Source organism: Paraburkholderia sp. MM5384-R2 (assembly GCF_014201025.1).
GTDB classification, from domain to species: domain Bacteria; phylum Pseudomonadota; class Gammaproteobacteria; order Burkholderiales; family Burkholderiaceae; genus Paraburkholderia; species Paraburkholderia tuberum.
The window spans coordinates 181,337-202,822 of the sequence record NZ_JACHDI010000002.1 but is presented as its reverse complement, the minus strand read 5'-3'; the positions used below and the strand labels follow the sequence as shown (position 1 = coordinate 202,822).

Here is a 21,486-nt window from a genome sequence, read left to right as displayed (position 1 = left end):
GATAAGCAAAGCGTCTGCTGCAGCGGCGGCGTGAAGTCGGAGCCTCCTACTTCAACCCGCCCGAAAAGCCCTGCAGCAGATAGCGCTGCACATAGCCCGCGAGCAGAAGCGTCGGCACCGACGAAATCAGCCCCGCGCTCATCAGTTCGCCCCAGTCGATGCCGTTCTCGGTCACATAGCCCGCCATGGCGAGCGGCAGCGTGAAATGACTCGGCGACGAGACGAACAACAGCGCCAGCAGAAACTCGTTCCACGCGATGACGAACACGAAGATGGCGGCGGCAACGAGACCTGGCGCGCACAGCGGCACGACGATGAAGACGATGCGCTGCGCGAGGTTCGCGCCGTCGAGCGCCGCGGCCTCCTCGAATTCGATCGGCACGTCGCGCACGAACGGCAGCAACATCCAGATCGCCATCGGCAGCGCGTACAGCTGATAGGCGAGTATCAGCCCAAACAGCGAATCGAGCAGATGGAGCCACTTGGCCAGCGAAAACAGCGGTACGGCCACCGTAATCGGCGGCATCAGCTTCAGTGCCAGCACGAGCAGCAGGAACAGCAGATCGAGGCGCGCGGGAAACGCAAGCCGCGCGAGGGCATAAGCGGCCGGAAAAGCCAGCGCGAGCGCGAGCAACGTGGCGCCTGGCGCGACCCACACGGAGTTCAGCACCGACTGGGCCATGCCGCTTTCCCACACCGCCGCGAAGTGCTCGAACGTGGGCGCCGAAGGCCACAACGAGAGCGGATGGGCGAGGCGTTCCAGCGTCGGCGTGAAGGCCGCACCAGCCATCCATGTGCACGGCAGCAGCAACACCGCCAGCGCAGCGATCCGCAACAGCCCTCGCACCTCGGCAGCGGACGAGCGTCGCGCGAAACCCTGCAAGCGTGCGAGAGGCATCAACGGTCGCGCTTGACGGCCGATTTCCATATGTATCCCGAGACCAGCACCGCGCACGTGAGCAGCATCAGTACCGAAGCCGCGCTGGCGGGTCCTACGTTGAAGAACCGGAAACCCGTGTCGTAGATGTACGTCGACAGCGTTTGCGTGGCATTGCCCGGAACGCCGCCCGTCAATGCGTACACCTTGTCGAACAGCTTGAAGGTGTCGATCGAGCGCAGCAGCATCGCGAGGGCGACGTGGGGTGCAACGAGCGGCAGCGTGATGTATCGCAGGCACTGCCATTCGTTCGCGCCGTCGGTGCGGGCCGCCTCGGCGATTTCCGGCGGAATCGACTGCAGCCCCGCGAGAATGATCAGGAATGCCATCGGCGTCCATTGCCAGACATCGACCAACGTCAGCGACCAGAGCGCGAGGTGCGGATCGGATAACCAGGGCACCGCCGGCAGAGCTGCCGCCGTGAGCAGCGCATTCAGGAAGCCGCGGTAATTGAGCCAATTGCGCCCAGATGGCGGAGCACACGAGCGTGGAGAGCATCATCGGCAGCACGGCGAGCGGCACGGCGATGGGCCGGCCCGGAAACGCGCGCACGAACAGCAGCGCGAGCGCGAGGCCGAACAGGACTTCAGCGAGCGAGGCCACGCTCATGAACTGGATCGCATTGACGAAACTCGTGCCGAACTCGCCGTCCGCAATGACCGATCGATAGTTGGCGAGCCCGATGAACGAGCGATGCCCCGACGCGTAATTCACCGAGAAAAACGAATCGATCAGCACGCGCGCCATCGGGTAGAGCGCCAGCACGCCGAGCACGAGCGCGGCTGGGCTCATCAGGACGATCAGCGGCAGATAACGTCGCAACCCGCTCATCGACTCTTTCCCACGCTTGTCTGCGCTGTCACCGCCGCTTTCACTGCAATGCGGCGTTGGCCTGGGCGATCTTCAGCGCCGCCTGATGCAAGGCTGCGTCGGGCGCGGCCTGCCCCGCCAGCGCGAGTTGCAACGCGTCGCCGAGAATCGCCTCGATCTGCTGCCAGTCTTTCACGCGAGGCCGCGCACGGCCCGTTTCGAGCGCCTTCAGCTGGTCCGGGTACCAGCGATACTGCTTGACGAGCGTCGGATTGACGAAGACGCTCTTGCGCGTCGGCGGAATGCCGAGCACGCGCAGAGGCAGGCGAACAGGGTCGTCCGCTGGATCATTGAAGCCATGGCTCTTGGATTCCTCCAGGGGAAAGGCGTATGCGTACGATGAGTCCAGAGCAACCCACCCCGTTTTCATTGATCGCGCGCAGCGTTGCGAAAAATAAATGCCAGATGCGGCAGCGGGAATTGCAGCAACCTAGCATGACGTACATGTGTCAGCAAGCACGGTTGCCGCGCAGTGTTCGGACCCGCATGCAGGCACGCTTGCCGCGTGGTCCGTTTGCGCGCCGCGACCGCCCTCAGCTGATCATGGCGCGGGTTGGTCCATTGAAGCGCCGCACCAACCCCGCAAAGCGATGCGGCCACAATGCTTCGGATCACGAATGAGCGAGAGGACGAAGGCCGCTAATCTCGCGGTCCATAGCCATCGCTCTCACTATGGACAAACCGCGTCCGGCGGCGCGGGCGGCAAAATTTTTCCGCTCTGCACCATGAAATCCGTAGGGACCCGGTCATCGTTTGTACCGATTGAGCGTTGCGAGTCCCGTGAATATTGTTGTGTGCGCATTCTTCAAATGCTGCGATGTGGCGGGCAAATGTTGCTCAACGATCCTTTCGAATCGGAGATGCATGATGTCCAGTAAAAGTGTGTGGCGAAACTTTCATTGCGTCGTCGCGACGGGGATGGTAGCGGCGGGCCTGGGTCTGCCGGCAGGCGCCCATGCGGCGGCAGAGCCGATCAAGATCGGCGTGATCAGCGAAGAATCCTCGGTGGCGGGCGCTTCGATCAGCAAGGCGGCGCAACTCGCCGCGGACCAGATCAACGCCAGCGGTGGAGTCGATGGCCGGCCCATCCAGATCGTCGCGTACGACGACCATTCATCGGCTTCGGACGGCGTGCGCGCCTTCCAGCGCGCGGCGACTCAGGACAAGGTAGTCGCTGTGATCGGCAGCTACATCAGCGAAGTGGCGCTCGCGATGGAGCCGTGGTCGGGACGCCTGAAGATGCCCTTCATCACTCCCGGCGCGGCTAGCAACGACATCTCGAAGCACGTTCACGACGACTACGACCACTACAAGTACACGTTCCACGGCTGGATGACGTCGGCGTTCATCGCACAGTCCATCTGCGACTTCTCACACGACGTTCTGGTCGGCCAGTTCAAGATGAAAACGACGGTCGTCATGAGCGAGGACGCGGCGTGGACCAAGCCGCTCGACGAACGCTACCTCGAATGCCTGCCCAAAGCGGGACTTCAGGTGCTCGATCACATCCGCTTCAATCCTGACACTTCCGACTTCACGCCGATCTTCAACCAGATCGAGGCGAAGCACCCCGATACGATCACCACCGGCATCAGCCACGTTGGCGTGCAGCCGACCGTGCAATGGCACGACCAGCAGGTGCCGATCCCGATGTCGGGCCAAAGCTCGCAGGCCACGACCACGAGCTTCTGGAAGGACACGAACGGCGCGACGGACGGCGTGATCACGGCCTCGGCCGCGGCGCCGGGCGTGGCGATCACGCCGAAAACGATACCTTTTACGGATGAGTATCAGAAGAAGTTCGGCGTTTCTCCGGCGTATTGCGGCTTCACGAGCTACGACCTCGTCTACATCCTCGCGGACGCGATCAAGCGCAACAAGGGCTCGACCGATCCGGACCGGATGGTCGACGCACTCGAGAAAACCGACTACGTGGGCACGATCGGACGCTGGCAGTTCTACGGCAAGAGCGATCAGTTCACGCACGCGCTGAAGTACGGGCCCGGCTATATCACGGGCATCGACCTGCAATGGCAAAACGGCAAGCAGGTTGCGATCTGGCCCAAGTCGATTGCCAACGGCACGGTCAAATTCCCGACCTTCATCAAGGTGCAGCAGGCAAGCGCGAACTAGCAGCGCGACGATCGCGACTGTCCGGACCCGCGCATAGCGAAGGCCCGGACAGCGCACGCATCGACACCTTAACCAACATGAAAGGCCGGGCATGTTGCTACTGCAGATTCTCGTCGACGGCTTTGCGATCAGTTCCCTCTACGCGCTGGGCGCGATCGGTTTCACGTTGATCTTCGGCGTCTCCGGCATCTTGAATCTCGCGCACGGCGGCGTGATGCTGGTCGCGGCGCTGATGGGCTGGATGCTCGCGGGCGAGGCGGGACTTGGCACCTATCTCGGCACGCTGCTCGGCGTGTTGGCGGGTCTCGTGACGGCCTTCGTCACCTACCTGATGGTGGTGCGGCCCATTCAACGCTCGGCCGCGATTCCCGGCGAAGAAAAGGAAATCTTCGTGCTCACCGGCACGCTGCTGTGGGGCATCATGATCCAGCAGGGCATGGCGTGGCTCTTTACCGACAACCCGGTCACGATGCGCCCGCTGATCAGCGGTGTGGCGATGGTCGGCAGCGTGCGCGTGCCGTTCAACGAAATCATGATCGCGGCGGTCTGCTGGGCCGTGATCGGCATGTTGTGGCTGTTCGTGAACCGCACGCGCGCGGGCAAGGCGCTGCTCGCGGCGTCGATGAACCCTCGTGGTCTCACGCTGCTCGGTTTCGAACTCTCCCGAATCTATCTTCTCGCGTGGAGCATCTATGGGGTGCTGGCCGGCGTCGCGGGCGTGCTGCTCGCTTCGTTCCTCGGCGTGAGCACCAACAATGCGGGGCAACTCACGGCCAGCGCATTCTCCATTGTGGTGCTGGGCGGGCTCGGCAGCGTGTCCGGTTCGCTGATGGCCGCGTATGTGGTCGGTTATCTGGAAACCATTACGGCCTATCTGATCGCGCCGACCCTGCGGCCGCTGCCCGCGTTGCTGCTGCTGGTGCTCGTGGTGTATGTAAGACCCCAGGGCTTCCTGGGACGCCGCTAACAGTGCGAATGGAGCGTTCCCCCATGTCCGTTCTTCTCCGTTCGCGTGGCGCATGGATCGCCGTTGCGCTCGTCGCGATGGCGGCGACGTTGCCGTGGTGGCTTTCGGGCTACATCCTCGGCGTGCTCACGGTTGCGTATTACTTCGGCGTGTTCGCCATGTCGTGGGACCTGTTGTTCGGCTTTGCCGGCGAGGTCAACTTCGGGCCGACCTTCCTGATCGGACTGGGCGCCTATTCGGCCGCGATCCTCGACGCCAGATGGGGTCTGCCCATACCCGTTTGCGTGCTCGCTGGCGGCGTCGTCGCGCTGGTGGGCGGCCTGCTGCTGGCGGTGCCCGCGCTGCGGTTGCGCGGTCCTTACTTCGGGCTGGTTACGCTCGTGGCCGTGCTGCTGCTGCAGAACGCCATCGTGATCTTTGCGGGCATAACTGGCGGCGAGATCGGCATGATGGTGCCGGACGTGATGTCGGTCGACGCGAACCATAACTACTGGATCGCGCTCGCGTTCCTGATCGTTTGCGCCGTCCTGCTGTTCGGCCTGTCGCGTTCGGCAGTCGGTCTGATCCTGCAGGCAAGCGGCCAGGACGCGACCGGCGCGCAGGCGCTGGGTTTCAACGTCACGCGACACAAGCTCGTGGCCTTTTGCATCAGCGCCGTTTTCTCCGGCGTGGCCGGCGCGATGCTGGTGTTCTACCAGGGCACGGCCTCCGTGAGCACGGTGGTGGATCTCAGCGTGGGAGTACAGATCATCATCGCGGCCGTGCTCGGCGGACGCCGCACGATACTCGGCGCGGTGCTCGGCTCGATCTTCCTGATCGTCGCCGGCGAGTTTCTGCGCCCGCTCGGCCAGCTCAACACATTCGTCGTCGCGGCGGTCGCACTGGCGGCGCTGCTGTTCTTTCCAGACGGTCTGCTCGGCAATCTGCTGCGTGCGAGGGAGCGCCAATGAACGACACGCCGCTGCTCTCCGTACGCGGACTGACCAAGCGCTTCGGCGGTCTCGTCGCCGTGAAGGATATCGGCTTCGACATCCGGCCCGGCGAGATTCTTGGCCTGATCGGACCAAACGGCTCGGGCAAGTCCACCGTGATGAAGCTGATCATGGGCATCGAGCGGCCCAACGCGGGGTCGGTCAAGGTGAATGGCGTGGAGATGGCCGGCTGGGCGCCGCACCGGATCGCGCGCGCGGGCGTGGGCATCGTGTTTCAGCATTCGCGGCCGCTCCATCGGCAGACGGTGCTGGAACACATCAAGCTCGCGCTGCTTCCTGATTCGCTCGTCAAGCTGGCCGCCGAACCGCACGTGCACCAGCGCGCGCAGGAAATTGCCTCGCGTGTGGGCCTTGCCGCCGTCATGCATCGGCATCCCGCGACACTGCCATTTGCGGATCTGCGCCGCATGGAGATGGCCAAAGCGATTGCGCGCGACCCGCAGGTCGTGCTGGTGGACGAGCCGTTCGCGGGACTGACGGTGGCGGAATCGGAGGCGTTTTCCGAGCTGATTCGCGGCTTTCGCGCCGAAGGCCGCGCGGTGCTGCTGGTCGATCACAACGTCAAAAGTCTGTCCGCGCTCGCCGACCGCGTGCTCGCGATGTACCTTGGCGAGCATGTCGCCGAGGGCACCGCCGAACAAGTGATGCAGAACGAGACAGTGCGCCGGGTCTATCTGGGCAGCAAGCTGGAGTTGCGCCAGCGCACCGGAGCCGCGGGCATTGCCAGGCCCACGATCCTCGAGGTGACCGGTGTGCGTGTGCTTTACGACAAGGCGTGCGCACTCGACGACGTCAGTCTGCAGGTGCGCGAGGGCGAGTTCGTATCGGTTGTCGGTCTGAACGGCGCGGGCAAGACGACGCTTTTCAACGCGCTCTCGGGCCTCGTGCCGTACAAGGGGACGATTCGCTTCGACGGGCGCGATCTGCGCGGTAGCAGCGGTGCCGCGATCTCGCGCGCCGGCCTCGTGCAATGCCCGGAAACGCGCGAGCTATTCGGCGACATGACGGTACGCGAGAATCTCGAACTCGGCGGATATCATCTCGCCGATACGATGCGCGCCAAACAGCTGTCGTGGCTGTTCGATCTCTTTCCGATCCTCAAATCGCGCCAGGGCCAAACCGCGCGCACGCTTTCCGGCGGCGAGCAGCAAATGCTCGCGATCGCGCGCGCGCTGATGACCCAGCCGAAGCTGCTGATTCTCGACGAACCGACACTGGGGCTCGCGCCCGTGATTCTCGAACAATTGTCGAAAGCGCTGGATTCGCTGCAAAAGTCCACGCCCATTACCGTACTGCTGGGCGAGCAGAACGTCAGGTTTGCGCTGCCGCATGCGGACCGTGTCTACGTGCTCGAACATGCACGCATCATCTGGGAGGGCAGCGCTTCGCGCTTCGAGGCTGAGATGGGGCGCGGCTTTCTCGAGGCAGCGCCTACCGGTGAGCCCGACGCCACGACCTCCGGCGACGCGCGCAGCTAAGGCCAGCAACGGCAGGCGAGCCCGTAGCGCGGCATCAGGACAGGGACGCAAAGCGAAATCGACCCGCCGCCTTCGTCAACAGACCGGTCTGCTCGGTCAGCGACGCGGCCGCGGCGGCTGCCTGCTCGACCAGCGCGGCATTTTGCTGCGACATCTGGTCCATCTGCGTAATCGCCCGATTGACTTCCTCGATGCCATCGCTCTGTTCGGCCGAGGCCGTCGCGATGTCGCTCATGATCGACGTGACGCGGCTGACGGCAGTCTGTACTTCGCCCATGGTCTCACCGGCCCGACCGACCAGGCGCGAACCGTCCGCGACGCGGGCTGTCGACGCGTCGATAAGCTCCTTGATTTCCTTCGCCGCTGTTGCTGAGCGCTGGGCGAGATTGCGCACCTCGCCAGCGACGACGGCAAAGCCACGTCCTTCCTCTCCGGCGCGAGCAGCCTCGACAGCCGCATTCAACGCAAGGATGTTGGTTTGAAAGGCGATGCCTTCGATCACGCCAATGATCTCGCCCATCCTCTTCGCACCGTCGTGAATGTCGCTCATCGCGGTGATGACCTGACGCACCACGTCCGCACCCGCACTAGCCGTCGTCTTCGTCGCGTCGGCCAGCTCGCGCGCTTCACGCGCGTGCGCGGCGTTCTCCGTGACGGCATTGGTGAGTTGCTCCATGCTTGCCGCCGTTTCCTCGATGGACGCCGCCTGCGTCTCGGTGCGCGCCGACAGGTCCGCGTTGCCGGCCGAGATCTGCTGGGTCGCGGATGCGATCGACTCGCTGCCGCGCGCGATCTGTTCGATCATCGTGCCGATGTCCTTCTGCATCTGCCCGACGCTTCTGACGAGACGACCCATTTCGTCATCACTGTCGAAGCGCAATTGCTGCGACATGTCACCCTGAGCGAGTCGCTCGACATGGCGCACCGTCATATCGATCGGGCGCGCGATTGCGCGAAGCAGCGTGAAACCGCAGGTGACGCAGGTAAGAAGACCGACGGCGATCGCGATTCCGGTAATTGTCACGAGGGTGTCATACCGGTCCTGTGCCGTCTTGTAACGCACATTACCCTGCTCGTTGCGAAACTTGTCCAGATGCGCGGTTTTCTGCGTGAGAGCCGCCGACAGCGGTGGCATCAAGACCATCGCATCGTGGTCGGCGGCTTCATGATCGCCACGGCTCATCGCGTCCATCATCGGCTCGAGTGCGCCCTGCAGCATCGCTTCACGGGCGTCGGCCACGGCCTTCGACAAGGCCGCCTCGCCCTCGGAAACGGGCAGTGCGCGGTACTCTTTCCAGGCCTTGTCGGAGACCGCAAGATAGTTGCGCGCCTTATCGATGAGCGCGGCTCTGTCCGCTGCTTCCGGGTGCAGCAGCACGCGGTCGAGCGTGGTACGCACTATCGTCAGGTTCAGGTTGGACTTGCCGAGCGCGGTTGCGGCAGCCACGTCGTTGGTGTACGCCTTTGCAACGGCATGGTTCGAACCACGCATGCCGGCGATCCCCAGCACGCCGGTCACGGTCAGCAGGAACCCGAGCAAGGCGAGTGTGGCGAGAAGACGGAACTTGATGGTCAGTTTCATGCTGAATTCGGTGGAGTGAGATATCTCTGCATTAACGGCACCCACCCGGAAAAGTCCAGTTCTAGCGATGATTCGGCGAGCCGTCGAGAACCGCGGCGGCTTCGGTCGTCGGTGCCGGCGGGATCGCCGGTTGCGCCGCAGGACCAGGTGTGTGGAAGTGAGGCGTATTGTCGCGATCCAGCACCGCGCGCGCCAGGTTCCTGTCGAGTTGCCCCTCCCAGCGAGCGACGACGACAGTGGCAACGCCATTGCCGATCAGGTTCGTGACTGCGCGCGCCTCGTTGAGAAAGCGGTCCACGCCGAGCAGCAGCACGAGGCCTTCCACGGGAATCTTGTGCATCGAGGCGAGCGTCGCGGCCAGTGCGACGAATCCCGCCCCGGCCACCCCCGCAGAGCCCTTCGACGTGAGCAGCAGTACGCCGAGCACGAGCAACTGGTCCCAGATGCTCAGGTGGACGTTCATCGCCTGGGCGATGAACAAGGCCGCCATCGTCAGATAAATCGCCGTTCCATCGGCATTGAACGTGTAGCCGGTGGGCAAGACCATGCCGACCACTGGGCGAGGGCAGCCCAGTGCCTCCATCTTGATCAGCATCTGCGGCAACACCGCTTCCGTCGACGCCGTGCCGAGCGTAATCAGAATCTCGTCCCTGATGTAGCGGAGAAACTTCCACAGCGATAGCCCGCACATTTTCATGACGAGGCCGAGCACGACGAACACGAAGAAGAACGAAGTCAGATACAGACAAAGCATCAACTCGCCGAACGATGCCAAGGTGCCGATGCCGTATTTGCCGATGGTGAAGGCCATGCCCCCGAACGCGCCGATCGGAGCAACGTACATGACGATTCGCACGACGCCGAACATTCCTTGAAGGAACATGTCGAGCATGTCGACGAATGGCGCGGCACGAGGTCCGAGCTTTGCCAGCGAGATGGCGAGCAGGACTGAAAAGAAAATGATGGGAAGCATCTCGCCTTTGGCGAATGCCCCGACGATGCTATTCGGAACGATGCTCATGAAGAAGTCGAGCATGCCGTGTTGCTGCGCCGCGTGCGTGTAGGTCGAAATCGCAGCGGCATCGATCTGCGAGGGATCGATGTTCATTCCGCTGCCGGGTTTGATGACATTGACGACCACCATTCCCGCTATGAGCGCAATGGTCGACGCCAGTTCGAAATACAGGAGGGCTTTCACGCCTACGCGGCCCGCTTGATGAAGGTCGTTCATGCGCGCAATCCCGACCACGACCGATGCAAAGATGATCGGTGCAAGCAGCATCCGGATCAGCTTGACGAACAGGTCGCCCAGCGGTTTCATCTGCGAGGCGAGCTCGGGGTAGAAGTGGCCGAGCAGGACACCGGCCACGATCCCGATGAGGACCTGAACGTACAGCTTGGAAAGTGCTCTTGTTACTTTCGATACTGGCATGTCTGTCTCCTGTGCATCGCGTCTTCAAAGGGAAAATGCGGCCCTCCCACGCAGCAGCGTGGAAAGGCCGCATTGAGCCGGCTTCGTTTTGTCTTTATATGAGCCATTCAACCGGGAATACTGGTCGGTGCCGTTGCGCGCGCGCGTTATTCAGCCAACTTGCGCATCTCGGCGATGAGGTCGGATTTGCCTTCGAAGCCGATGCCGGGCAGCTCCGGCATCGTGATATATCCGTTCTCGACGCGAACGCCGTCGGGGAAGCCGCCGTATGGCTGGAACAGGTCCGGGTACGATTCGTTGCCGCCAAGTCCGAGACCCGCCGCGATGTTCAGCGACATCTGGTGCCCGCCGTGGGGAATACAACGGCTGCGCGACCAGCCATGCTGATGCAGCATGTCGAGCGTTCGCAGATATTCAACGAGGCCGTAGCTCAACGCGCAATCGAATTGCAGCCAGTCGCGATCGGGGCGCATGCCGCCGTAGCGGATCAGGTTGCGAGCATCCTGCATCGAGAACAGGTTTTCGCCAGTGGCCATCGGCTTGTCATAGTAGTTGCGCAGTGTCGCCTGCAACTCGAAGTCGAGCGGGTCGCCCGCCTCTTCGTACCAGAACAGGTCGTACTGCGACAGGGCCTTCGCATACCTGATCGCCGTATCGAGGTCGAAGCGGCCATTGGCATCGACCGCGAGCTTCTGGCCGTCCTGCAGCACGCTGAGGATCGAGTCGATGCGTCGCAGGTCTTCGTCGAGCGAGGCACCGCCGATTTTCTTCTTCACGACCGTGTAGCCCCGGTCGATGTAGCTGCGCATCTCATCCTTGAGCTTTTCGTGGTCCTGGCCCGGATAGTAGTAGCCGCCCGCCGCGTAGACGAAGATCTTGCGGTTGGCCTCGCCATTGCCGTACCGTTGCGCGAGGAGCTGAAACAGCGGTTTGCCCGCGATTTTCGCCACCGCGTCCCAGACGGCCATGTCGACCGTGCCGATGGCGACGGATCGCTCACCGTGGCCACCGGGCTTCTCGTTGATGAACATCGTCGCCCAGATCTTGTGGGGATCGAGGTTGTCGCCGGAGTCGTCGACCAGCGAGGCAGGGGCGGCCTCGAGCAGGCGCGGGATGAAGCGCTCGCGCATCAGCTTGCCCTGACCGTAACGGCCGTTCGAGTTGAAGCCGTAGCCGATCACCGGCTTGCCGTCGCGAACGACGTCCGTGACGACCGCGACGAGACTCAAGGTCATTTTGCTGAAGTCGATGTAGGCGTTCCGGATCGGGGAACTGATCGGAACGGTTTTTTCGCGGATTTCAACGATTCTCACGCCACTGTCTCCAGAGATTTGAACAGTTATTGAGCCACACCGGCTTCAATGTGGTGCATAGCTTAGCCGCGAAAGAGCTTGCTAGAATTCACTTACGTTCACTACATATTTCACCAAAAGTGAGTACTGCTCCCGCATCCGACTTTGAGTTCTTCATTCTCCTGGCGAAACTCAGGAGCATGTCCGGCGCCGCCCGGGCGCTCGATCTGAGTCCGCCAGCGGCGACCAAGCGGCTGGGGATCATCGAGCAGCGGCTCGGCGCGCGTCTGGTCAACCGGACCACGCGCAGCGTCAGCCTGACACCCGAGGGCGAGACCTATCTGCGCTACGCGTCCCAGATCGTCGGGCAGGTTCGGGAGATGGAGGAGGCCATATCCGGCGCCAGACGCGATCCGCATGGGCCGTTGCGCATCAACGCGACGCTCGGTTTTGGCAGGACCACCATCGCGCCGCTCGTCTCCGACTTCGCAAAGCGCTTTCCGAATGTCGACGTTCAGTTCGAGGTGACAGACCGGCCGGTCGATCTCGTCGAAGGGGCCTTCGACATGGCGATACGGTTCGGCGAGCTACCCGACAGTCGCCTGAGCGCGAGGCGCATCATGAGCAATCGCCGTTTTCTTTGCGCGTCCCCGAAATATCTGGAACGTTCTGGAACGCCCGAGCGGGTGGAGGACCTGCACCAGCATCGCTGCATCATTCATCGGCAGAACGATGACGCTTATGGCGTGTGGCGCTACATCGTGAACGACCACATCGAGGCGATCAAGGTGAAAGGCGCGCTATCGAGCAATGACGGCGACATTGTCCTTCGGTGGGCGCTCGACGGTCATGGGATTCTGATTCGCTCTGAATGGGATCTGGCCAAGTATGTACAGAGCGGGCGCCTTAAGCTGGTGCTGCCGAATACCGTGCTGCCGTCCGCGGACCTGTTCGTCTATTACCCCAGGCAGCGCAATCAGACCGCGCGGGCGCGCGCCTTCATCGACTTCCTCGTCGATCATTTTCACGCACCGTTCACACCGGTCGACGCCACCGTCGAAGTTCCGGAAAGGAAGAAGAGGGTCTCGCGAAAGTGACGTTCATGTCGCGAGGACAGCGCTCGTGAAAAACCGCCGCGATGATCGTTCCCTTTCGGGGCGGACCGCTCGGATCGTAGTGGAGGTCTGGCGCATCACCGCCGGTTTTTTCCAGCGGCTCGATCTTTGCAGTCAACCTAGTTCGAACGAACTCACCCCGAACACGCGTTGCACGGGAATGGCCGGCGGGGCGCGAGTGTACATTCGCGCCGTTTCGAACGCGCTAACCATGCCGTAGCGTTCAGCGAGCGCTACGGCTGCCGCGTTGACCTCCGGGACGTCGAACGCGATGACTTCGCCTGCGACGCTCGCCACCAGTCCGTCGAACAGATCGTTGGCAATCCGTGCGTCGTCGGCAAAGAGCGGACCGATCTTGTAGCCGGTCCCGCAACGGCGCAGCACGCCGTACCCCCTTATCTGAGCGTTGCGCACATCCGCCAGGGCCAGTGCCTCTGGTTGCGCGATCCAGTCCGCCAGGAAGCGGGGACGAGCGGTCGAAAAACATGCGCTGTCGTAGGCAACCAGTTGCGCGAAGGGTACCTCCCGCGCGTTCGTCAGGTTTGGCGTCGACGCCGCTTGCACGACGCCCTGGAAGCGGATGTTGCGATAGGCGAACTGGAAGCCGGATTTTTTATAGTTCTGCTGCTGGGCAACGACACCATCGAGGCCGATCGTACGATCTCCCAGATAGCGCATCGCGTGCTGCCAGATGCGCAGCCCGAAACCCCTGGCGCGAAACGCCGGCTTGACGATGTAGAGGCCAATGAAACCGAAGCGCTCATCGTAGGCGACTGCCGAGATACATGCCACCGGCTCCCCGCGCCAGGTACCGACGAAAAAGCCATTGGGGTCCGCATTCCAGAAGCACCTCGCGTCGTCGAGGCCCGGATTCCACCCCTCTGCCTCAGCCCATTCGACCGCCAGATCAACCTCGCGGAACGCCATGTTGCGCACAAGGAAATCGTCACGATCATCCATGATCAAATTCATCCATGATCAAATGCATCAACGTGATTGGCTACAACGTCTACGCAGGTGTGAAGACGACAGCGCCCTGCTCGGCAACTTGCGCGAAGGTCCGAGCGAAGCGGTAGGTCTGTCCTTCAATGACCAACTGGTTGAATCCTGACCGCGTGGTCTCCAGAAGCGCGCGGACCAGCTTGTTCGGAATGGCCGCGCAGCTTACCCAGTCCGCGTCTGGCTCGCCAGGATCACCAAGGTAGACTTCGCAATTTTCGCCTTGAGAGAGCACAAAAATCAGGCTCTTTCCTTTGTCTAGCGAAAGCTCCAGGTACTCTGAAAGCGTAGATACCGCCTCGGTCGCTACATCGAGCGGGTTGCGAGAGGAAGAGTTCATAAGTGGCCTTTGTGGGTCGGGCGTGGCATCCAAATAGGTAACACGACATGGCATACCTGGAAGACGATCAGACCGGCAACTGGCCGGGCGCACCATCCAGAATGCGGAGCTTGTCGTCGATGTCGGGAAGCTGATGGCCAGCCGCGCGAAGCTCGTTGACAAGCCGATGCGCAGTTGCACAACACTGCGCAAGCGTCTCATGCAGTCGCGGTTCGCCCCGCAAACCGGTCACCACCTTTTCCAGCTCGGCGGGGGGCTCGCTTAGCAGGGCGGGAACCACCTCTTCCGCCGGGATCAGCGACCCGTGGCTCAAAAGCTGGGCCGTCCACTCGCATCCATACAGCAGCGTCCGTCGCTCAGCCCGTTTCGCTTCTTCCTGCTCCAGAGTCGCGAGACTGTGCCGGTTCTTGTGAATCGAAGCGCGCCAGGTCGCAAGTATGTCGGCGCGCAACGCTGCAATTGCATTGCCGAGCGACGTGCTCTGTCCGCCAACGACGAGCCGGCGTTCGTCGAGCCTGTCGACGTGGTCCCGGTATCCTTCGAGGAAGGGCTGCCAGTTCAAGGGCAATTCGGTCGTCTCGGAGAACGACCGGCTAGTCTCATTGAGCTCGGTCCTGATGTCCTCGATGGCCCGAGCGTCGGCGAGCCGTGCCTCATAGACCTCGTGAGCCGTCACCATCTGGCGATGAAGGGCGAAAAGGGGATTCTTGTGGCGGCGTTGCAGGTGTCGCTCGGCGGCGCCGGGATGAGCGCTCCATTTCCAGTTGGGCAGCGATTTCGCGTCGAAGTCGACCGCGTCTATCATGGGCCGGAATACCGCCAGCCCCTCTTCGGTTGCATGGTGAAAACAGTCGGCCAGTTTGAAGTCGTTGCCTTGCAGGTCGGTGCCTTCGTTCCCGGCATAAGGCGAGTCCGGTGCGAGCCGGAGGAAGGCAGTAGCGAGGAAAAACTCCATGGGTAGCTCGACCGACAGACCCTCCAGTCGGAAGGTGCGCTGTTGAGCGGAAAGGTCCTCGACAGAATGCGCGAGGCGGTTTTCGAGGTCGAGGAGCGAGTCGATCTTGTCGCCGGACGACGGTTGCATCGCGTCGGCGAGCAGGCACAAAGACTCACGCACCATTTTTGCCGCGATCGTGCCGTGCTTCTCGGCGAAAAGCCACAACCAGAGCGCAAGCTGATACCCCCGGACTCCGTTTCGCGCGAGCGTTTCGACTTCGGGCGCAAAAGTAATTCCAGGCGCGGCCCAGTTCGCAAACGGTGGCGAGTCGCTGCCCAGGTACATATCCAGAAGCTGCTTCAACGACTCATGCGTGCCGCTCGGCCAGCTTCGCGTCTCGTCGTACCGCTTCTCGGTCTTCCAAAGTTTCCAGGCCATCGTGAACCTCGCAAGAGTGTGCGGGATGCGGCTTGGTGAAGATACTTGCACACTCGGTCGGGGGCGTAAACCGGCGGTTGACCTTGTTGACCCGGAGAGGTCGCCGCGGTGCGATGGGGGTTTAAAGCGGGTCAAAACGCTATGAGGATGGATCGGCTTCTGGTCGATCAGTGCCGCCATAAGTCAGGCTTTCTCGGCCTGCTCGATCCTGGACCGGCGCGACCCGGAAGCGGTGTCCGGGCGCATGCGAATCCCGCGGCTCGTGGTCGGTCGAGGTTTCGCTCACGCGCGGTTAGTACTAGGCTAGAAGCCGGATCGACGAAGACCGGCTGACGCGCGAACCATCCACGGTCGCGTTGGCCTGTGTTCGACGTGTTTTCATCGGCGTGTTGCCGCAATGGAGCGAGGTCCACCATGCAATTGTCCGCCGTCAAGGTCGTCAAGCCCGAAGCGACCAACTTCATTCTCGGGCAAAGCCACTTCATCAAATCTGTCGAGGATATTCACGAAGCGATGGTCGGCACGGTGCCCGGCATCAAGTTCGGTCTCGCGTTTTGCGAGGCTTCCGGCAAGCGCCTCGTGCGCCGCTCCGGCACCGACGAAAGCCTCGTCGAGATGGCATGCCAGAACGCAACCAACGTCGGCGCGGGCCATAGCTTCTTCGTGTTTCTGGGCGACGGCTTTTTCCCCGTCAACGTGCTGAACACGATCAAGGCCGTGCCGGAGGTCTGCCGCATCTTCTGCGCCACGGCGAATCCCGTCGAAGTGCTGATCGCTGAAACAGATCAGGGGCGAGGCATCGTCGGCGTGGTCGATGGTTTTTCGCCTGTCGGCACGGAAAGCGCGGAGGACATTCAATGGCGCAAGGATCTTTTGCGCACGATAGGCTACAAGCTGTAGCGGCTGCGCGTTCACCCGCTTCACGCGCGCCGCCACGCCTGCCGACATCCTATGGAACGACAACGACGCCTGATTCCGGGCACGCTGTGGTCCGCCATTGTGCGACAGACCGGACATGCGCTGCGCTGCGGCGCGCTGCGACCGATCGACACGCAACAGTCCGTGATCGACAGCGGCGGCATCCGCTTTCTCGTGCGTCAGGTGTCGAGCCTGACGCGCAAGGAACAGCAACGCGAGCAAGCGCGCAAGCTGCAGACGGCAAAGCACCCTCGGGCGAACCCATTTCTTCCCTATGAGCCGGATCTGTTCGTCGCCGACATCTCCGATACTCACCTCGCGTTGCTGAACAAGTTCAACGTGATCGATCATCATCTGCTGATCGTCACGCGCGAATTCGAACCGCAGGAAGCGCTGCTCGATCTTGCCGATTTCGAAGCGCTGCTCGTGTGCATGGCCGAATTCGACGGCATCGGCTTTTACAACGCCGGCACGCAGGCGGGCGCGAGCCAGCCGCACAAGCACCTGCAGATCGTGCCGCTGCCGCTCGGGCAAGCCGATCCGTCCGTGCCAGTCGAGCCCTTGCTCGGTGCGGAGAACGGCATGCCGGATCTGCCGTTTCGGCATGCGTTCGCACGCTTTCACGCCGATGATCTGGCTCGCGCGGATGCGCCGAAGCTGGCGCTTTCCCGCTATCGCACGCTGCTCGAAGCGGCGGATATCGGCGTGCTCGAAATCGACCGTGCCTGCTGTCATACGACGCCCTACAACCTGCTGGTCACGCGGCGCTGGATGTTGCTCGTGCCGCGATCGCAAGAGCGAGTCGAAGGCGTGTCGGTCAACGCGCTCGGCTTTGCGGGTTCGCTGTTCGTGCGCGATGCGGCTCAACTGGATGTGATCGAAAGGCTCGGCCCGATGACGGTATTGGAACGCGTCGCGCTGCCTGCGAATACATAGCGGCCGCGCAACCCGACCGCGCAGCAGTCTCACGCGACGAACTCAAGCTCCGTCCGACTGCAAATACCTGTGCGCGAAAGCAATCGCCATGCTCCCCTCGCCGACGGCCGAAGCGACGCGCTTCACAGGACTCAGTCTCACGTCTCCGCACGCGAACACGCCAGCCACGCTCGATTCGAGCAGATAAGGATCGCGCTGATGCGACCAGCGTCCGGCCTTGACGACGTCATCGCCGGTCAGAACGTAGCCGCGCACATCGCGCGCGATTTCGGGCGGCAGCCACTCCGTCTGCGCATCCGCTCCGATGAAGACGAACAGACCGCCGCAGTCGTGTCGGCTCACTGCGTCGCTCGTCGAATCGCGAACGGTGATGGCCGTCAGATGCGTATCGCCATGCGCGCCGACGACTTCCGAGCGCAGCCGCACCGCGACATTCGATTTGCCCGCTAGCTGTTCGACGAGATAGCGCGACATGCCCTTTTCGAGCGAATCGCCGCGCACGACGAGCGTCACGCTGCGCGCATGATTGGCGAAGTACAACGCCGCCTGGCCGGCCGAATTGCCGCCGCCGATCAGATGGACATCGAGGCCGTGCGTCGCGCTCGCTTCGCTGCGCGCCGCGCCGTAGTAAATCCCCTTGCCGATCAAGCGGTCGAAGCCGTCGATCGCGAGCCGCCGCCACGTGACGCCCGTCGCGAGAATGATGGTTCGAGCGTGCACGGCGTCGCCGCCGTCGAGATGAATCCGCCGCGCCTGCACATCGATGCGCTCGACCGAGCGCGTCACGAGGATCTCCGCGCCGAGCCGCCGTGCCTGTTGCAGCGCGCGGCTCGCGAGTTCGTCGCCAGAAACGCCATTGGGAAAGCCGAGATAATTTTCGATGCGCGAGGACGTGCCCGCCTGTCCGCCCGGCGCCTCGCGCTCGAGCACAAGCGTGCGCAGACCTTCCGACGCGCCGTATACCGCGGCAGCCAGCCCCGCGGGGCCGCCGCCGATGATCGCCGTGTCGTATCCGGCCAGACGCGGCTGCGTCTGGAGGCCGAGCAGTCCGGCAAGCTCGCGGGTCGCGGGCTGCCTCAGCACCGTGCCGTCGACGAGGCGCAACGCGGGGCACTCGCCTTGCGTCGGACATGTGCCAGGCCAGCGCGCGGCCAATTCGGGCGCATCCGGCGCCAGCCAGTCGACGCTGATCTGATTGCGCGCGAGGAACTGGCGCAGCAGCGTGCACGCATTGTCCCAACGGTTGCCGACGATCGTCACACGCGCCTTCGGCGGCTCGGCGGAAAGGCTTTGCAGCCCGCCGATGCGTTCGCGCGCGAGCGCGCCCATCTTGAACGCCACGTCGGGCGACGCCGCCGCGAGCGCATAGTATTGCGGCGCGTCGACGCGCATCACGCGCGAAGGCTCGGCCGCTCGATACGCGCCCGGAAACGGCGAGCTCAGCGCGAGCGGCACTTCGCCGAAGATCGTGCCGGGCAGACGCCAGCCCAAGGTTCGCTCGATGCCGTCGAACGTCTTGATGACTTCCATCTTGCCCGCCAGCACGGCGTATAACGCGCGCTCGCCGCCTTCATGGACCGCGAACTCGCCCCCGCATAGATGCAGGTCGGCGCACGCGTGCACGAGGATTTCCAGTTCGCTGTCGGGGAGGGTCGAGAACAGCGGCACGGCGCGGATGTCGTCGATCGTCAGCATGGCTTGGTTTCCCGTTCTGTCAGGCAGATGACGCAACGCGCGATCCACCGGGTTTCAGCGGCGTCATGTCGGACGATTGGACTCGCGTAAACGGATGTGCAGACAAGGCGCGAAGTCAGCAACCGCACCGACCCAGTATAGGATTTTCAAATCGCGATGCAGACGATCTGAGCCATGGGTGCGCTTCTGAAAGACCTAAGCTGGATGAACGGCCGCGATATGAATCGCCGTATTTCGTCGCTGCCATGCAACCAGAACCGGGCGATCAGCGTGGAGGTGCGCAATGGTGTTGCGATGGGTGCGAATGGTATGTCTGGCGACGTACGTGGGTGCCAGCGCGCAAGGATGTCTGGCCGCGGATTCGTCGGCGGCGCTCGCGGCTCCTGTCGCGCCGCCGGTCGTCTATGTCTCCGATTTCGATCTCGACGCCGCGAACATCGCCCCTGACAGCGGGCCAGGCCACCGCGCGCGAGGCATCCTGGGCAATCTGGTGCCTGAGGGCCCGCTGCGTCAGCAGCAGGATCCGCAGGCGCGTGCGCGAGACATGGTTGCGCTGATGGCGCAATCTCTGACGGACGATCTGAAGAAGGCCGGAGTAGACGCGCGCCACGTCACGCCGGGTGAACCGCTGCCCCACGGCGGCTGGCAGGTGCGCGGCGTCTTTCTCAGTGTCGATGAGGGTAATCGGCTGCGTCGCGCGATGGTGGGTATGGGCGCGGGCCAAAGCCAGTTTCAGGTCGCGGTTTCCTGCGATAACCTGGCTACGCCGGAGTTACCGCCGCTCTATGAAACTGTTGAAGAGGGGGCGAGCAGGGATATGCCGGGCGCCGTGATCAAGCTCAACCCGTACGTGATCGCCGCGAAGGTCGTGCTGTCCGGCCGCGATGAAAAGACGGCGATCAGGAAAAGCGCGGAGCAGATCGCTGACGAACTCGCGCGACGGCTTCAGACGGGTGCAAGGGAGGCCGGCAGCGCAGCCCCCGCCCGGTAGGCGGCCGGAAGCCGCCCGCTCAGCAGCCCGTCCGCTTGACGCGCTCGACCGCGAGGCCGAACAGCGGACGCAGCTTCGTGCCGACCACGTTGCCGAAAAATGCCGAGACGAGCCACAGCCAGCCGTGCAGGCTGCCCGACACGATGCCGCTGAAGTACGCGCCGATATTGCAGCCGTACGCGAGGCGTGCGCCGTAGCCGAGAATCAGTCCGCCGATGATTGCCGCGATCAGCGAGCGCAGCGGCAGACGCCACACCGGCGCATAGCGGCCGGCCAGCGAAGCGGCTACCATCGCGCCGATCACGATGCCGATGTCCATGACCGACTTCGCGTCGTGGCTGATCGGTGCGGCAAGGGCGGCCGCGTTCGGGCCGGTGCTCCACACATGCCAGCTCGCGACGTCGACGCCCATCGCGGAGAACGCCTTCGCGCCCCACAGCGCGAACGCCGACGTGACGCCCCACGGATGGCCCGACAGCGCGAGCGTCGCGAAGTTGAGGATCGCGAGCACGACGCCGCCGGCGAGGAGCGGCCACGGGCCGTGCAGCCATGGCGATCCGTTCGGGGCGCGATCCACGCCGCTGACGAGACGGCCGTGACGGCGCTTTTCGATCAGCACGCTCAGCGCGGCGATGGCCGCGAACACCACGAGGTTCAGCGCGATCGCCGGGCCGACGCCGAGCGTCTGCACGAGCGAGATCGGCGGCAGATGCGGCAGCGCGGACCAGAACGGCATGTGCGCGGTGCCGATCACCGAGCCGATGATGAACGCGATCAGCGTGACCACCATCCGTGTGCTGCCGCCGCCGACCGTATACAGCGTGCCGGAGGCGCAGCCGCCGCCGAGCTGCATGCCGATGCCGAACATGAACGCGCCGATCAGGACCGACGTGCCGACGGGCGACACTTCGCCGACGACCGGATGACCGAATAGCGTGCCGGCGGAAAGCGCCGGGAAGAACAGCAGCACGCCGATCGCGAGCATCAGCATCTGCGCGCGCAGGCCGGCGCCGCGGCCGTCGGCGATGAACACGCGCCATGCGGACGTGAAGCCGAACGCGGCGTGATAGAGCGTGACGCCGAGCAGCGCGCCGAGGACGTACAGCGCGGCCTGTTTCTCGCTGACGGTCTGCGCGAGATAGATCGCGCCGAGCACGACCAGCGCGAGCGCGACGGCGAGCGGCTTCGGATTGAGGTTGACGAGACGGCGGGGCGCGCCGAACGGCGTGGAGAGATCGGACATGATGAGCGGGGCGCATGCGCTTGTCGCGCGAGGGCGGCACGCCTATGAAACGGCGGTCGCTGCTCGGGCGGAGGGCCGCGAATAATCGTTTTTGGGAAAGCTGGCGAGTATACCGAAATGTCGCGTTGCGGCTGTTGCCCAGCAAGGTTCGCCCTGCTCGATGGCAAATCCGGGCGCGCACGGTGCCGCCA

17 protein-coding genes and 2 pseudogenes are annotated in these 21,486 nt (G+C 63.4%); 8 read left to right on the top strand and 11 right to left on the bottom strand.

Annotation, left to right across the window (positions count from 1 at the left end):
- Nucleotides 1-46: 46 nt before the first annotated feature.
- The 3 genes and pseudogenes from HDG37_RS04835 to HDG37_RS04825 form a co-directional block, all read right to left on the bottom strand.
- Nucleotides 47-898, bottom strand: coding sequence for a carbohydrate ABC transporter permease (locus HDG37_RS04835; protein ID WP_184044857.1), 852 nt, complete (start codon nt 896-898; stop codon nt 47-49).
- A pseudogene (locus tag HDG37_RS39975) lies at nt 898-1,768 on the bottom strand (carbohydrate ABC transporter permease). The gene HDG37_RS04835 and the pseudogene HDG37_RS39975 overlap by 1 nt, the downstream one beginning before the upstream one ends.
- Nucleotides 1,769-1,808: 40 nt before the next feature.
- Nucleotides 1,809-2,057: pseudogene (locus HDG37_RS04825) on the bottom strand (ABC transporter substrate-binding protein); the annotation flags it as partial.
- A 617-nt stretch (nt 2,058-2,674) separates the two neighbouring features.
- Here HDG37_RS04825 and HDG37_RS04820 point away from each other — a divergent pair.
- The 4 genes from HDG37_RS04820 (at nt 2,675) to HDG37_RS04805 (ending at nt 7,377) form a co-directional block, all read left to right on the top strand.
- Complete coding sequence (locus HDG37_RS04820; RefSeq protein ID WP_184045274.1) at nt 2,675-3,940, top strand: ABC transporter substrate-binding protein; 1,266 nt, start codon at nt 2,675-2,677, stop codon at nt 3,938-3,940.
- A gap of 91 nt (nt 3,941-4,031) precedes the next feature.
- Complete coding sequence (locus HDG37_RS04815) at nt 4,032-4,907, top strand: branched-chain amino acid ABC transporter permease (RefSeq protein WP_184044855.1); 876 nt, start codon at nt 4,032-4,034, stop codon at nt 4,905-4,907.
- A gap of 23 nt (nt 4,908-4,930) precedes the next feature.
- Entirely contained in the window at nt 4,931-5,857 is a 927-nt protein-coding gene (locus tag HDG37_RS04810) for a branched-chain amino acid ABC transporter permease (RefSeq protein WP_018422496.1), read from the top strand.
- Nucleotides 5,854-7,377: an ATP-binding cassette domain-containing protein gene (locus HDG37_RS04805; protein WP_184044853.1), complete on the top strand. Its 1,524-nt coding sequence runs from the start codon at nt 5,854-5,856 to the stop codon at nt 7,375-7,377. The genes HDG37_RS04810 and HDG37_RS04805 overlap by 4 nt, the downstream gene beginning before the upstream one ends.
- Nucleotides 7,378-7,411: 34 nt before the next feature.
- Here HDG37_RS04805 and HDG37_RS04800 read toward each other — a convergent pair whose 3' ends face one another.
- The 3 genes from HDG37_RS04800 to HDG37_RS04790 form a co-directional block, all read right to left on the bottom strand.
- Nucleotides 7,412-8,959 carry a methyl-accepting chemotaxis protein gene (locus HDG37_RS04800; RefSeq protein ID WP_184045272.1) on the bottom strand — a complete coding sequence of 516 codons (1,548 nt, stop codon included), beginning with the start codon at nt 8,957-8,959 and terminating at the stop codon, nt 7,412-7,414.
- Nucleotides 8,960-9,020: 61 nt separating this feature from the next.
- Nucleotides 9,021-10,391 (bottom strand): C4-dicarboxylate transporter DctA, encoded by a 1,371-nt coding sequence (dctA, locus tag HDG37_RS04795; protein ID WP_184044851.1) that lies wholly within the window; start codon nt 10,389-10,391, stop codon nt 9,021-9,023.
- A 146-nt stretch (nt 10,392-10,537) separates the two neighbouring features.
- Nucleotides 10,538-11,704: a mandelate racemase/muconate lactonizing enzyme family protein gene (locus tag HDG37_RS04790; RefSeq protein WP_184044849.1), complete on the bottom strand. Its 1,167-nt coding sequence runs from the start codon at nt 11,702-11,704 to the stop codon at nt 10,538-10,540.
- A gap of 179 nt (nt 11,705-11,883) precedes the next feature.
- On the opposite strand from HDG37_RS04790, the gene HDG37_RS04785 reads away from it, so the two are divergent.
- The gene (locus HDG37_RS04785) at nt 11,884-12,780 is read left to right on the top strand and encodes a LysR substrate-binding domain-containing protein (protein WP_409259937.1); all 897 of its coding nucleotides are present in this window, start codon (nt 11,884-11,886) and stop codon (nt 12,778-12,780) included.
- A 132-nt stretch (nt 12,781-12,912) separates the two neighbouring features.
- Here the strand turns inward: HDG37_RS04785 and HDG37_RS04780 are convergent, their stop codons facing one another.
- The 3 genes from HDG37_RS04780 to HDG37_RS04770 form a co-directional block, all read right to left on the bottom strand.
- On the bottom strand, nt 12,913-13,758 hold the full coding sequence (locus HDG37_RS04780) for a GNAT family N-acetyltransferase (protein WP_184044847.1): 846 nt from the start codon (nt 13,756-13,758) through the stop codon (nt 12,913-12,915).
- 49 nt (nt 13,759-13,807) lie between these two features.
- On the bottom strand, nt 13,808-14,137 hold the full coding sequence (locus tag HDG37_RS04775; protein WP_184044845.1) for a hypothetical protein: 330 nt from the start codon (nt 14,135-14,137) through the stop codon (nt 13,808-13,810).
- A 67-nt stretch (nt 14,138-14,204) separates the two neighbouring features.
- Entirely contained in the window at nt 14,205-15,512 is a 1,308-nt protein-coding gene (locus tag HDG37_RS04770) for a tryptophan leader peptide (protein ID WP_184044842.1), read from the bottom strand.
- Nucleotides 15,513-15,926: 414 nt separating this feature from the next.
- On the opposite strand from HDG37_RS04770, the gene HDG37_RS04765 reads away from it, so the two are divergent.
- Together HDG37_RS04765 and HDG37_RS04760 are read left to right on the top strand one after the other, a co-directional pair.
- Nucleotides 15,927-16,412 carry an adenosine-specific kinase gene (locus HDG37_RS04765; protein WP_018422486.1) on the top strand — a complete coding sequence of 162 codons (486 nt, stop codon included), beginning with the start codon at nt 15,927-15,929 and terminating at the stop codon, nt 16,410-16,412.
- A gap of 51 nt (nt 16,413-16,463) precedes the next feature.
- Nucleotides 16,464-17,366, top strand: coding sequence for a DUF4922 domain-containing protein (locus HDG37_RS04760; RefSeq protein WP_184044840.1), 903 nt, complete (start codon nt 16,464-16,466; stop codon nt 17,364-17,366).
- A 42-nt stretch (nt 17,367-17,408) separates the two neighbouring features.
- Here HDG37_RS04760 and HDG37_RS04755 read toward each other — a convergent pair whose 3' ends face one another.
- Nucleotides 17,409-19,061 (bottom strand): cyclic nucleotide-binding domain-containing thioredoxin-disulfide reductase, encoded by a 1,653-nt coding sequence (locus HDG37_RS04755; protein ID WP_184044838.1) that lies wholly within the window; start codon nt 19,059-19,061, stop codon nt 17,409-17,411.
- A 325-nt stretch (nt 19,062-19,386) separates the two neighbouring features.
- Here HDG37_RS04755 and HDG37_RS04750 point away from each other — a divergent pair, with 325 nt between their 5' ends.
- Nucleotides 19,387-20,052: a DUF4410 domain-containing protein gene (locus HDG37_RS04750; RefSeq protein ID WP_311541006.1), complete on the top strand. Its 666-nt coding sequence runs from the start codon at nt 19,387-19,389 to the stop codon at nt 20,050-20,052.
- A gap of 19 nt (nt 20,053-20,071) precedes the next feature.
- Here HDG37_RS04750 and HDG37_RS04745 read toward each other — a convergent pair whose 3' ends face one another.
- Entirely contained in the window at nt 20,072-21,295 is a 1,224-nt protein-coding gene (locus HDG37_RS04745) for a YeeE/YedE family protein (protein WP_184044834.1), read from the bottom strand.
- Between the last annotated feature and the right edge of the window lie 191 nt (nt 21,296-21,486).